Annotated in this window: 10 protein-coding genes; 6 read left to right on the top strand and 4 right to left on the bottom strand. The window is 67.8% G+C overall.

Going from position 1 to position 13,530, the window contains the following annotated elements:
• Window positions 1-52: 52 nt before the first annotated feature.
• Entirely contained in the window at window positions 53-1,030 is a 978-nt protein-coding gene (locus K6L26_RS04720; protein ID WP_036392743.1) for a TerC family protein, read from the bottom strand.
• A gap of 227 nt (window positions 1,031-1,257) precedes the next feature.
• On the opposite strand from K6L26_RS04720, the gene K6L26_RS04715 reads away from it, so the two are divergent.
• From K6L26_RS04715 to K6L26_RS04690, 6 genes are read left to right on the top strand one after another with little or no spacing between them, the layout of a single operon-like run.
• Window positions 1,258-5,202 (top strand): Pls/PosA family non-ribosomal peptide synthetase, encoded by a 3,945-nt coding sequence (locus tag K6L26_RS04715; RefSeq protein ID WP_076213207.1) that lies wholly within the window; start codon window positions 1,258-1,260, stop codon window positions 5,200-5,202.
• Window positions 5,199-6,536 (top strand): M1 family metallopeptidase, encoded by a 1,338-nt coding sequence (locus K6L26_RS04710; protein ID WP_221852795.1) that lies wholly within the window; start codon window positions 5,199-5,201, stop codon window positions 6,534-6,536. Before K6L26_RS04715 ends, K6L26_RS04710 begins: the two co-directional genes overlap by 4 nt.
• On the top strand, window positions 6,533-7,816 hold the full coding sequence (locus K6L26_RS04705) for a hypothetical protein (RefSeq protein WP_076213210.1): 1,284 nt from the start codon (window positions 6,533-6,535) through the stop codon (window positions 7,814-7,816). The genes K6L26_RS04710 and K6L26_RS04705 overlap by 4 nt, the downstream gene beginning before the upstream one ends.
• A gap of 24 nt (window positions 7,817-7,840) precedes the next feature.
• The gene (locus tag K6L26_RS04700) at window positions 7,841-8,539 is read left to right on the top strand and encodes a polyprenyl-phospho-N-acetylgalactosaminyl synthase PpgS (protein ID WP_019345807.1); all 699 of its coding nucleotides are present in this window, start codon (window positions 7,841-7,843) and stop codon (window positions 8,537-8,539) included.
• On the top strand, window positions 8,536-8,886 hold the full coding sequence (locus tag K6L26_RS04695; protein WP_019345808.1) for a DUF2304 domain-containing protein: 351 nt from the start codon (window positions 8,536-8,538) through the stop codon (window positions 8,884-8,886). The genes K6L26_RS04700 and K6L26_RS04695 overlap by 4 nt, the downstream gene beginning before the upstream one ends.
• Window positions 8,879-10,153, top strand: a complete 1,275-nt coding sequence (locus tag K6L26_RS04690) for a tetratricopeptide repeat protein (protein WP_245008690.1) — start codon at window positions 8,879-8,881, stop codon at window positions 10,151-10,153. The genes K6L26_RS04695 and K6L26_RS04690 overlap by 8 nt, the downstream gene beginning before the upstream one ends.
• Here K6L26_RS04690 and K6L26_RS04685 read toward each other — a convergent pair.
• From K6L26_RS04685 to K6L26_RS04675, 3 genes are read right to left on the bottom strand one after another with little or no spacing between them, the layout of a single operon-like run.
• Window positions 10,150-10,731 (bottom strand): TetR/AcrR family transcriptional regulator, encoded by a 582-nt coding sequence (locus tag K6L26_RS04685; RefSeq protein WP_019345810.1) that lies wholly within the window; start codon window positions 10,729-10,731, stop codon window positions 10,150-10,152. The genes K6L26_RS04690 and K6L26_RS04685 overlap by 4 nt on opposite strands.
• Before the next feature lies 1 nt (window position 10,732).
• Window positions 10,733-12,514 carry an N-acyl-D-amino-acid deacylase family protein gene (locus tag K6L26_RS04680; protein WP_065063620.1) on the bottom strand — a complete coding sequence of 594 codons (1,782 nt, stop codon included), beginning with the start codon at window positions 12,512-12,514 and terminating at the stop codon, window positions 10,733-10,735.
• A 39-nt stretch (window positions 12,515-12,553) separates the two neighbouring features.
• Window positions 12,554-13,495, bottom strand: a complete 942-nt coding sequence (locus K6L26_RS04675; protein ID WP_065063618.1) for a GDP-mannose 4,6-dehydratase — start codon at window positions 13,493-13,495, stop codon at window positions 12,554-12,556.
• Window positions 13,496-13,530: the final 35 nt, after the last annotated feature.

Genomic DNA, 13,530 nt, shown 5'->3' with positions numbered 1-13,530 from the left:
AAGTGCAAATACCGCACCTGCCCAGAGTTACGTTCAGACCGAATCCAAGGGATCAGCGGGCGTCACGCACCCGGGTTTTGTACAGGCTGGCGACGGTCGTGATGGCCAGTGTCACGATGATCACGCCCAGGCTGGCCAGCGTCGGGATCTCCGGCACGTGCACCGGCTCGCCACCGTTGATGAACGGCACCTCGTTCTCGTGCAGCGCGTGCAGCACCAGCTTCACGCCGATGAAGGCCAGGATGAACGCCAACCCCTGGGACAGGTAGACGAGCCGCTTGAGCAGGTCACCGAGCAGGAAGTACAGCTGCCGCAGACCCATCAGGGCGAACACATTCGCGGTGAACACCAGGTAGGGCTCCTGGGTCAGACCGTAGATCGCCGGGATCGAGTCCAACGCGAACAGCAGGTCGGTGGTGCCGAGCGCGACGATGACGAGAAACATCGGCGTCATCAATTTCGTGCCATTCGCGCCGCCTTCCCTGATCCACAGCTTCAGGCCGTCCCACTTGTCCGTGGTCCGCAGGTGCTTGCGGGCGAAGCGCACCACCCCGTTGTCGCCGTCATCGTCGTGATCGGTGTCACGGACCAGGTTGATCGCGGTGTACACCAGGAACGCGCCGAAGATGTAGAACACCCAGGAGAACTGGTTGATGGCCACCGCGCCGAGCGCGATGAAGATGCCGCGGAAGATCAGCGCCAGGATGATGCCGACCAGCAGGGCCTGCTGCTGGTAGACCCGAGGCACCTTGAAGCTGGCCATGATGATCAAGAAGATGAACAGGTTGTCCACCGACAGTGAATATTCGGTGAGCCAGCCGGCGAAGAACTCCAGCCCGAACTGGCTGCCGTGGAACAGCCAGACGAACACGCCGAACGCCACGGCCAGCCCGATATAGACCGACAGCGCGGTCGCGGTCTCGCGGGTGCTGGGTTCGTGGGGGCGTCGCCCGATCACGACGACGTCGAACAGCAGAACGGCAATCGTCACCGCCAGGGTGATGATCCATTCCAGCTGGCTTACCTGCATCGAGAATCCTCCGGTCGTCAAAGCGCCGGAGGTCTCTTCCACCGGTTACACGCACCGGCCCGCGACACCGATCGATCCCTTGACGACCGACGTGATGACGACATCGCAGCGAAGGAATACTCCCCTCCGCCGACCAGTCTGCCTGACGGACCGCGCGAATCGAAATCGAACCGGCACGCCGCTCGGACCACCGAGCCGTCCCGGCAGGGGCTTAGTAGTTTGTACTCGTGACAGCTCCCGCCAGTCCGCACGAGATTCCCCCGCAGTACGTGTTATCCCCACTGGCACCCCAGCCGCGCACCCTCGTCGACATCCTGAACGACACCGCCAGGCGTTTTCCCGACGCGCCGGCCCTCGACGACGGCACTGTCCAGCTCACCTACTCCGAACTGCTCGCCGACGTCGCCGACAGCGTGGCGTGGCTGGCGGCGCGGGGCATCGGACGCGGCGACAAGCTCGGAATCCGGATGCCCTCGGGCAGTTATGCGCTGTACGTGGCGATCCTGTCGGTGCTGGCCTGTGGTGCGGCCTATGTCCCGGTGGACGCCGACGACCCCGACGAGCGAGCCGAGTTGGTGTTCGGCGAGGCCAACGTGGTCGGCGTGATCACCGAGGCCGGTTTGGTCCGTGGGCCGGGCTCGTCGCGCGGCTGGCGCGCGGCCGCCCCACTCGGGCGCGATGACGCCTGGATCATCTTCACCTCGGGCTCGACCGGCACCCCGAAAGGCGTGGCCGTCACCCATCGCAGCGCCGCGGCATTCGTCGACGCCGAAGCTCGAATGTTCTTGCAGGACAATCCCATCGGACCAGGCGACCGGGTGCTGGCCGGGCTGTCGGTGGCGTTCGACGCGTCGTGCGAGGAAATGTGGCTGGCCTGGCGGCACGGCGCCTGCCTGGTGCCTGCCCCACGGTCACTGGTGCGCAGCGGCATGGACCTCGGCCCGTGGCTGGTGAGCCGCGACATCACCGTGGTGTCCACAGTTCCGACCCTGGCCGCACTGTGGCCGGCCGAGGCACTGGAAGCGGTGCGGCTGTTGATCTTCGGGGGCGAGGCTTGCCCGCCCGAGCTGGCGGCCCGTCTCGCCGTCGACGGCCGCGAGGTGTGGAACACCTACGGCCCGACCGAGGCGACAGTGGTGGCCTGCGCCGCCCAGTTGGACGGTCAGGGGCCGGTCAGCATCGGCCTGCCACTGGCCGGCTGGGACCTGGCGGTGGTCGACAAGGACAGCCAACCGGTGGCCATCGGCGAGGTCGGCGAGCTCGTGATCGGCGGAGTGGGCCTGGCCCGCTATCTCGACCCCGAGAAGGACGCCGAGAAGTACGCGCCCATGCCGACGCTCGGCTGGAACCGCGCCTACCGCAGCGGCGACCTGGTGCGTTTGGAGGCCGACGGCCTGTACTTCCAGGGCCGCGCCGACGATCAGGTCAAGGTCGGCGGGCGCCGCATCGAACTGGGCGAGGTCGACAACGCGCTCGTGCATCTGCCCGGCGTCAGTGGCGGTGCCGCCGCGGTACGCAAGACCGCCAGCGGCACCCCGCTGCTGGTCGGCTATATCGCCAGCACGGACCCCGACTTCGATCTGGCTGCTGCCCGGACCGCCCTGTCGGAGTCCCTGCCGGCCGCCCTGGTGCCCCGGCTGGTGCTGCTCGACGAGCTGCCCACCCGAACCTCGGGGAAGGTGGACCGCAACGCCCTGCCGTGGCCGCCGCCGGGAGACGCCGATCAGGACGCACCGCAGCTCGAAGGCACCATGGGCTGGCTCGCCGGGCTGTGGCGCGACGTGCTCGGAACGCCCGTCGACGGCCCCGAAGCCGACTTCATCGCGCTCGGCGGTGGTTCGCTGTCCGCCGCGCAATTGGTGGCCGCACTGCGCCAGCGCTATCCGCTGGTCACCGTCGCCGACCTCTACGACCACCCCCGGCTGGGCTCGCTGGCCGGCTATCTCGACGAACTCAAGCCGCCACCGCAGATCCAGTCCCGCGAGGTCAAACCGACACCGCTGCTCACCCAGGCCGCTCAGGTCGCGCTGTCGCTGCCGCTGGCCACCCTCACCGGCATGCAATGGGTGGTGTGGCTGGCCCTGCTGAACAATGTGGCCGCGCTGACGGGGGTCGTGTCGTGGGCCCACCCCCTCAGCTGGTGGTGGGTGCTGGCCGGGTTCCTGCTGTTCGTCACCCCCCTGGGCCGCATGGGTATCGCGGTGCTGTTCGCCCGGATGCTGCTGACCGGGCTCGAACCCGGCACCTACCGTCGCGGCGGCCCGGTGCACCTTCGCGTTTGGATCGCCGAGCGGCTGGCCGACGCCAGCGGTGCGGAGAACCTCGCCGGCGCGCCGTGGATGGTCTACTACGCCCGCGCCCTGGGCAACACCGTCGGCAAGGGCGTCGACATGCACTCGGCTCCGCCGGTCACGGGCATGCTCAAGATCGGTCACCGGGCCTCCGTCGAGCCCGAGGTGGACCTGACCGGCCACTGGATCGACGGTGACCTGTTCCATGTCGGGCCGGTGACGATCGGCAACGACGCCACGATCGGCGCCCGCACCACCTTGCTGCCCGGGGCGAGTGTGGGCAAGAACGCCGACGTCGCACCCGGATCGGCCGTGACCGGCAAGGTCAAGAACGGCCAGTTCTGGAAGGGCTCGCCCGCCGTGAAATCCGGCAAGGCCCGCCACCCGTGGCCCGATCACCGGCCGGGCCGCGCCCCGCTGTGGGTCGCGGTATACGGCGTGTCCTCACTCCTGCTCGCCGGCCTGCCGCTGCTGGCCCTGGCCGCCGGGCTCGCCGTGATCGTCTGGGGTGTGCACGGCACCGCCACGCCCGCCGAGGCGCTGCTGCCGGCCCTGGCATGGACTCCGCTCGCCGCCGTGGTGTCGCTGCTGACCTACGCCGCGCTGACGGTCATCGGGGTGCGCATCCTGTCGGTCCGGCTCTCGGAGGGGTACCACCCCGTTCGCAGCCGGGTGGGCTGGCAGCTGTGGACCACCGAACGCCTGATGGACGCCGCCCGCAACTATCTGTTCCCGATCTACGCCAGCCTGCTCACCCCATGGTGGCTACGGTTGCTCGGCGCGAAAGTCGGTAAGGACACCGAGATCTCGACTGCGCTGTTCACTCCGAAGTTCACCGAGGTGCAGGACGGCGCGTTCCTGGCCGACGACACCATGGTCGCGTCCTACGAACTGGGCGGCGGCTGGATCCACGTCGCCAAGGCCACCATCGGCAAGCGCGCGTTCCTCGGCAACTCCGGTATCACGCAGCCCGGCCGCAAGGTGCCCAACGATGGCCTGGTGGCCGTGCTTTCGGCCACGCCGCACAAGGCCAAGGCCGGTTCGTCGTGGCTGGGCAGCCCACCGGTTCGGTTGCGCCGCAACGCCACCGCCGCCGACGCGCTGCGCACGTTCCACCCGTCGCCTCGGCTCAAGATCATGCGTTCAGCGGTCGAGACCTGCCGGTTGATCCCGGTGATCGTGACGTTCGCGATCGGCGTCGCGGTGCTGGGCGCCATGCAGGCCGTGACGATCCGGTTCGGCTTCCTGTGGGCCGCACTGACCGCAGGCGTGGTCCTGCTGATCGCCGGCCTGGTGGCCGGCACCATCGCGGTGATCGCGAAGTGGTTGGTGGTCGGCCGGATTCACGCCGTCGAACACCCGCTGTGGTCGTCGTTCGTCTGGCGCAACGAGGTGTCGGACACGTTCGTCGAAACGGTCGCCGCCCCCTGGTTCGCCCGGGCCGCCAGCGGCACCCCGGTGATGAACCTGTGGCTGCGCGGTCTGGGCGCTTCGATCGGCCGCGGTGTCTGGTGCGAAACCTACTGGCTGCCCGAAGCCGACCTGGTGAAACTGGGCACGGCCGCCACCGTGAACCGCGGCTGCGTCGTGCAGACGCACCTCTTCCACGATCGCATCATGCGGTTGGACAGCGTTGTGCTCGAAGAAGGTTCGACGCTGGGCCCGCACTGCGTCGCGTTGCCCGCCGCGCGGTTGGGCGCCGGCGCCACCGTCGGCCCCGGCTCACTGGTGATGCGCGGCGACGAAGTACCGCCGTCGACGCGCTGGCAGGGCAACCCGATCGCGCCGTGGAACATGTTCGGTAAGAAACGGGCGGCCGAGAAGGCCTCCGAAAAGCCCGCGGACAAGACTACGAAGAAGACAGAAGACCCTGCCGCGTGACCCGATCGAAGAAAGCCGCGAAGAAGTTGGTCCCCCCGCCCGCCATCGACCCGTACCTGCCACGCAACGGCAATTTCGGGTACCGGGTGTCGCGCTACGAACTCGACCTCGAGTACAAGGTGGCGATCAACCGGCTGGCCGGAACAGCCACGATCACCGCGGTGACCTTGGCGGCGCTGCGCACCTTCACCCTCGATTTGTCCGACGCCCTGGCGGTGTCACGGGTTTCGGTCAACGGCCGCCGGCCGGCCCAGTACCGATGTTCGGGTGGAAAGCTGTCGGTCACCCTGCCCGCTGCCTTACCGGCCGGCGCCGCGATGACCGTCGTCGTCCGCTACAACGGAACCCCCCGTCCAATCGAATCCTGTTGGGGTGACGTCGGTTTCGAAGAACTCACCAACGGGGCACTGGTGGCCGGCCAGCCCAACGGGGCGGCGTCTTGGTTCCCGTGCGACGACCACCCCAGCTCGAAGGCCAGCTACCGGATCCAGATCAGCGCCGACAGCCCGTACTACGCGCTGGCCAACGGAGAGCTGGTCTCCCGCAAAGCCCGCGCCGGACACACCGTGTGGACCTACGAGCAGGCCGAGCCGACGTCGAGCTATTTGATCACCCTGCAGATCGGCCAGTACGAGAGCCAGCGGTTGGCCAAGACACCGGTGCCGATGCACGCGGTGCTGCCTGCCCGGTTGAAACGCAATTTCGACCACGACTTCGAGCGCCAGCCGCAGATGATGAAGTTGTTCATCAAACTCTTCGGCCCCTATCCCCTGGCCAGCGGCTACACCGTGGTGGTCACCGACGACGATCTCGAGATACCGCTGGAGGCCCAGGGCATCTCGATCTTCGGGGCCAATCACTGCGACGGGCACCGCGGCGCCGAACGGCTCATCGCTCACGAACTGGCCCACCAGTGGTTCGGTAACTCCGTCACGGCACGGCGCTGGCGCGACATCTGGCTGCACGAGGGCTTCGCCTGCTACGCCGAATGGCTGTGGTCCGAGCACAGCGGCGGTCGCACCGCCGCCGAATGGGCCGAGCACTACCACGAACGGCTGCGCGACAAGCCCCAGGACATTCTGCTGTCCGATCCCGGTCCCGAGGACATGTTCGACGACAGGGTGTACAAGCGCGGGGCCCTGACCCTGCATGCGCTGCGCACCCGGATCGGTGACCACAGTTTCTTTGCCCTGCTGAGGGATTGGACGGCTCGCTACCGGCACAGCACGGCCTTCACCGGCGATTTCACCGGGCTGGCCGCCGGCTACACCGACGAGCCACTGCAGCCGCTGTGGCAGGCCTGGCTGTATTCGAAAGAGTTGCCCGACCTGTGACCGACGGCGGCGGCGCCCCCGCAACAGGGCCGATCACGCGCAGCAGCGTCGCCCGTGTCGGCGCGGCGACCGCGGTCAGCGCGCTGTGCGGGTACGCCGTGCTGTACCTGGCCGCCCGCGACCTCGAGCCCGCCGGCTTCTCGGTATTCAGCGTGTTCTGGGGTGCGTTCGGTCTGGTGACCGGGGCCGCCAACGGTCTGCTGCAGGAGGCCACCCGCGAGGTGCGCTCGTCTCGGCACCGGGATCTGAGCGTGCCGGTCGGCTCCTCGCGCGAGCGCTCGTCGGCGGGCCCGACCACTCATCCGATGCGCATCGCCGGTCTCGTCGGCATCGCCGCGGCCGTGGTGATCGCGGCCAGTTCACCGCTGTGGAGCGCGCACGTGTTCGCCGAGTCACAGGCGTTGAGCGTGGTGCTGCTCAGCGTCGGGCTAGCCGGATTCTGTCTGCACGCCACGCTGCTCGGAATGCTCGCCGGGGTGAACCGGTGGACCGAGTACGGGGCCCTGATGGTCACCGACGCCGGCATCCGGGTGGCTGTCGCCGCGGCGACGTTCGTCCTCGGCTGGGGTCTGGCCGGGTTTCTGTGGGCCACCGTGGCCGGCGCCGTGGCCTGGCTGATCATGCTGATTGCCGCACCGGCAGCGCGCTTGGCCGCCGGCCTGCTCACCGCGGGCAGTCCGTCGACATTTCTGCGCGGCGCAGCCCACTCGATCGCGGCGGCCGGAGCGAGCGCCATCCTGGTGATGGGTTTCCCCGTGCTGCTCAAGGCCACCTCGGGTGACCTTGGCGCGGCCGGCGGCGTGGTGATCCTGGCGGTGACCCTGACCCGGGCGCCGCTGCTGGTTCCGCTCACCGCGATGCAGGGCAATCTGATCGCACACTTCGTCGACCAGCGTGACAAACGGTTGCGGGCACTGCTGGCCCCGGCCGCCGCAGTGGCCGGGCTGGGCACCGTGGGGGTGGCCGCCGCGGGCCTGCTCGGCCCCTGGCTGCTGCGGGTGGCGTTCGGCGAGGAGTACCGGGCCGGCGGTGCCCTGCTGGCCTGGCTGACCGCTGCTGCCGTCGCCATCGCGATGCTCACCCTGACCGGCGCGGCGACTGTCGCCGCCGCACTGCACCGCGCCTATGCGGCGGGCTGGATCATCGCCACGGTCGCGGCGGTGGGACTGCTGCTGCTACCGCTGGGACTGGAGGAACGCACCATCGTCGCGCTGCTGTGCGGACCACTCGTGGGTATCGCTGTTCACCTGGTGGCTCTGGCCAAGCTGGCCCTGCGGTGACCGTGTAGTTTGGTGCCCATCGACATGCGCTTCCAGGACGTTTGGATCATCATCCCCGCCTTCAACGAGGCGAGCATCATCGGCGACGTCATCTCCGACGTGCGCTCGGTGTTCCCTAACGTGGTCTGTGTCGATGACGGCAGCCACGACGCGACCGCCGAGTTGGCGCTGCAGGCCGGCGCATACGTCGTGCCGCACCCGGTGAACCTCGGGCAAGGAGCCGCGATCCAGACCGGCGTCGAGTACGCCCGCAGCCGTCCCGGCGCGCGGGTGTTCGCCACGTTCGACGCCGACGGTCAGCACCAGGTCAAGGACGTGGTGCGGATGATCGACCGCCTCGACACCGACGGTGCCGATCTGGTGGTGGGCACCCGGTTCGCCAACCCCGACGCGCACGCGGTGACACACACCCCACCGCTGAAGCGGATCATCCTGCGCGCGGCAGCGTTTCTGAGCCCGCAGAGCCGGGCTCTCGGACTCACCGATGCGCACAACGGCCTGCGGGTCTTCAACAAGAAAGTCGCCGACGAGCTGGACCTCACCATGAACGGCATGAGCCACGCCGGTGAGTTCATCTCGCTGGCGTACGAAAACCATTGGCGCGTGGTCGAGGAGCCGGTCGAGATTCTCTACACCGACTATTCGAAGTCGAAGGGGCAACCGCTGCTCAACGGGGTGAACATCGTCTTCGACGGGCTGTTGCGCAGGAGGCTGTCCCGATGAACTGGATTCAGGCGCTGCTGATCATCGCGGTGCTGGTGCTGCTGGCCTACCTGCTCGGGTCGCGGCGCAGCGCACGGTCCAAGGCCTGGGTGAAGGTCGGCTTCGTGCTGTTCGTGGCGGCGGGCATCTATGCGATCCTGCGACCCGACGACACCACCGTGGTGGCCAATTGGCTCGGCGTGAAGCGTGGCACGGACCTGATGGAGTACGTGCTGATCATCGCGTTCGTCTTCGTGACCCTGTCAACATACTTGCGCCTCAAAGACATTGAGCTGCGCTACGCCCGGCTGGCCCGGGCGGTGGCCCTGCAGAATGTGCGGGTGCCGGCCCGCGCAGAAGATGAGTGATGAGGCATCCGACGATGCAGCACCGCTGAACGCGCTGATGGCTGAGGCAGCAGCGCGCCAAACCGCAGGCGATCTGCGTGAGGCGCTGCGCAACGCCATCGAGGTTCTCGAAGCTCGACGCACCATCCTGGGCGACGATCATCCGGACACACTCGCCGTAGCGTGGCTCGTGGTCAGTTGGCGACACGCTCTGGGCGAAGCCAGAGCGGTCGAAGACTTGCGTGACCTGCTGCCGACAATGGCGCGCGTTCTCGGCACCGAGCACCACGACACGTTGTGGGCCCGGCACACCCTGGCCGCAATCGACGACAGCGCAACGGATCCGGCTGATCGGCTGCTGCGATGGGTTCGCCTGTGCGGCGCCGACACTCGAGCCTTCGGCGCACGACATCCGCTGACGCTGGCGGCCGCATACGGGGCGGCGTTGGCCCGTCGCGATCTCGGCGACCCTTACGGGGCGAGCATGGAAGCGCTCGTGGTGTACCGCCACCGACTCCGCCTCCTCGGTGAGCATCATCCCGATACCCTGGCGGCGCGACTGGCGCAACTGAGCTGGCACGGTGAAGCGACAGGGGTCACCGCGAACACCCTCGACGACCTCGACGCCCTGGTCCCGGTGTTGGAGAAAGCTCTCGGGCACGACCATCCCACCACGTTGGCGGCCCGGTATACCCGAGCCCTGTGGACTCCGGAATCAGCTGACAACCAGATGGACCGCATTTCGGAATGGGAGATCCTCGCCGAGGATCTCGCCTGCGCGCGAGGCGATGCGGACCCATTGACGCTGTCGGCGTTGGGGAACCGCGATGCGGCACGCGTGGAGTGGCAAGGCGTGCTTGAGGTGACCCGTGATATCGCCTACAGCTTGACACTCGAAGAGCAGAGCGGCGGCTCCGACTGCGCCGGCGCCGAGACCAGGGCTGCTGACGTCGCGGACGAGGAAGAGACCGAGCGAGCTCATTTCTTCGAAAGCGTTCTGACGGCGAAGAGAGCGCTGTCGCAGTGCGCCCGGGACGCAGGTAACGATGCCTACCAGACGTTGCTGTGGCGCTACTACCTCGCATGGTGCCTGTGGGCCGGACACGAGTTCGGCTCGGCCGGTCAGCGGGCCCGACGGCTGATCGAGGACAGCACCGTCATGGTCGGCGAAGACCATCCGTTGACCGACGCAGCGCGGGACTTGTTGTCCTTCATCGACGTCCAGGCTTGGACTGGCCTCTCACCGTTCTGGGACGGCAGCGACGCCGCCGAACCGGCCGATACCTAGCGGCTGAGCAACGCGGCCAGCATGTCGATCCTGGCGTCTTCGAGTTCCGGCAGCGGCAGTACGCGGCGCACCATGGCGGCGCCGTCGAAGGTGTTGATCACGATCGACAGCAGTACCGCGAAAACGTCCTCGGGAATCTGATCGGCACCCGGCGCGCCCTTGGCCGTCTCGTAGATGTTGTCGATGTACTCGGCGAGCACGGTCTGCAAAGGGACCCGCAGCTTTTCGTCGGTGCGGGCTGCCATCAGGAGCTCGTGCCACACGGTGTTGGTTTCACTGCCCGCGATGTCGCGCAGGATCGTCAGCACCGCTGGTAGCGCCGGCCGGTCGGCTGGGATCTCGGCGGCGAGCTTGCTGCCCAACTCCAGCTGACGACGCGCCACCTCGTGCGCGGTGGCCGCCATGAAATCGCTCATCGTCGGGAAGTGCCGGAACAGCGCGCCGTCGGAAACCTTGGCCCGCTTGGCGATCACCGCCGCCGAGGCCTTGGCATAGCCCACCTCGATGATGGTGTCGATGGCGGCGTCGAGTAATCGTGCGACGGTTTCCTCGCGGCGCTGCTGTTGTGTCCTGGCCATCTCAGACCGGTGTGTGGACCGGCTTCTCGGCGCCGGCCCGCAGATAGCGTCCTGATTTCACCGACTCACCGTAGCCGTCCCGGAACTGACCGTCGCGGAACACCACCGCGCCGTTGACCGCGGTCGCGACGACGGCTTCGTCGCTGCGGTTGACCATGCGGCTCAGGCCGCCGTAGAACGGGACCGACTCCTCGTGATACGCCTCGATCGTCTCGTTGAGGCCGGCCGGGTCGATCACGACGAAGTCGGCGCGGTCGCCCTGCCGCAGCGTGCCGGCGGACACCCCGAACCAATCGGCCACCTCGGCGGTCAGCCGGTGCACGGCATGCTCGGTGGTCATGAACGGCCGTCCCGCCAGCTGAGCGTCGCGCACCCGCTTGAGCAGCTTCACCGGGTAGTTGTAGAACGCCATGTTGCGCAAGTGTGCACCGGCATCAGAGAAGCCCATGTGCACCGACGGTTCCTTGGCCAGCTTGTCGAGGAACTTCGGCCGGTCGTTGGCCACGATGGTGGTCCAGCGCACGTTGCGCTCGCCGTTGTCGACGAGCACGTCGAGGAACGCGTCGAGCGGGTGGACGCCGCGCTCGTCGGCGATCTGCCCGAAGCTCTTGCCGATCAGCGTCTTGTCCGGGCATTCGACGATCGTGGCGTCGTGGAAGTCGCGGTGCCACAAAGTCGGTCCGAGCACGCGCCGGTCGAAGGACTTGCGGAAGCGGCGGCGGTACTCCGGGTCGGCGAGCAGCTTGTTGCGCTCGAACTGGTCCTTGAGATGAAGGGCGGCCGTTCCGGCTCCGAATTCCTCGAACACCGGCAGATCGATTCCGTCCGAATACAATTCGAACGGAACAGGCAGATGCTGGAACCGCACCTTGGAACCCAGGACCCGGTTCAGCAACCGCACACCCGGCCCGAGCACCCGCACCGCACCGGGCGAGGACTTGGCGTCGGCGGACACCAGCAGGCTCATCCGCACATCGCGGCGCCGACCGAAGAGGCCGCTGCTCTCCAGGAAGAAGTTCAGCGCCTCATGGACTTTGGCCACATTCGGCGCGCTCTGCAGCATCCGTCCACGCTTGCGCAGCACCTTGATCAGACGCCGGCGTTCCCGCCAGGTCGCGAACGTCGACGGCAAGGCGCGGGAGCGGAACCGGTCACCGTCGAGCTTGTCGATCGCCGCGTCCATGCCGGACAGGCCGAGCATGCCCGCCTCGAGAGCCTCATCGAGCTTGGCCGCCATGGTCTCCAGTTCGGCTTCGGTCGGGGTGACCCCGCGGGTGGTGGCCCGGTCCAGGCCCAGCACCGAAGCCCGCAGGTCCGAATGCCCCAGCAGCGATGCGATATTCGGGCCCAGCGGCAACTCGTCGATGGCCTTCACGTACTCGGCCGGCCCCGACCAGGTCCGGTGCTGCTCCAGGGCGCCCACCACGTACTGCCGCGGGACGGCTTCGACGCGGCTGAACAAGTCGGCCGCATCCTCGGTGTCGGAGTACACCGTCGAGAGCGAGCACATCCCGAGTAGCACGGTGGTCACGCCGTGTCGCACCGATTCCCTCAGACCCGGATCTAGCAGGACCTCGGCGTCGTAGTGCGTGTGCACGTCGATGAAGCCCGGCAACACCCACTTGCCACCGGCATTGATCACATCCGGGCAATCGGTCTCATCCAGCGGGGTGGCAGAGACCGCGACCACTACCCCGTCGCGAATCCCCAGTGACCGGACCTGCGGCGGAGCGCCGGTGCCGTCGAACCACAAGCCGTTGCGAACGATGACGTCATAGGGCATGCCCCAACGCTAGACCAGAAAGTGAGTACTCACAATCTTTTACTGAGAATTGCCTCGGAAGAATTCGACCGTCTTCGGAATGCCCTCGGCCAGGTCCACCTGCGGCCGCCAGCCCAGCACGTCCCGGGCCCGGCTGACGTCGAGCTGGGAACGGCGCAGGTCACCGAGCCGCGGCGGGTGCATCTCCGGCTCGTCGGCGGCGCCGACGGCCAACGCGATCGCGGTGTGCATCTCCCGGGTCGAGGTGTCCACCCCGGTGCCGACGTTGAACCGTTGACCGCCGCCGGCCGTCCCGGACGCCTTCACGAAGGCGTCGACCACGTCGTCGACGTAGACGTAGTCACGGGTGTCCGAGCCGTCGCCGAAGATCTTGGTGGGGCGCCCCGCCAGCAGAGCCTTGGCGAAGATCGCAACCACGCCGGCCTCACCGTGCGGGTCCTGACGCGGACCGTAGACGTTCGCGGGCGCGATGTGCGAGCAATCCAGGTTGTACAGGTTGCGGAACATGTTGAAGTAGACCTCGCCGGCCACCTTGCTCGCCGCATAGGGCGAGGCCGGATTGGTCGGGGTGTCCTCACTGGTCGGATAGGACGGTGGGGTGCCGTACACCGAACCGCCGGAGGACGTGTGCACCACCTTGCGCACACCGGCCTGACGGGCCGCCTCGGCCAGCCTGACCACGCCCACCACGTTCACCGTGGAGTCCAATTGCGGGTCGTCCACCGAACGCTTCACCGAGATCTGGGCGGCCAGGTGGAAGATCACCTCGGGCTGGGTGTCCTTGAGCAGGCCCAACAGATCCGCGTCGACGATGTCGGCCTTGACGAACTCGAAGTTGGCGTTGTTGTCGGCGCTGCTCAGGTTCTCCGCCCGGCCCGAGCTCAGGTCATCGAGCCCGACGACGCTGTGCCCGTCCGCCAGCAGGCGGTCAACCAGGGTCGATCCGATGAAACCTGCCGCTCCTGTCACCAGTGTTCGCACGGGCTCACCATACCGACGGCAGATGTGCCCCCGCT

This window comes from Mycobacterium farcinogenes, assembly GCF_019739075.1.
Classification (GTDB): domain Bacteria; phylum Actinomycetota; class Actinomycetes; order Mycobacteriales; family Mycobacteriaceae; genus Mycobacterium; species Mycobacterium senegalense.
The sequence above is the reverse complement of the archived record's forward strand: the minus strand, read 5'-3'. Positions and strand labels throughout refer to the sequence as shown.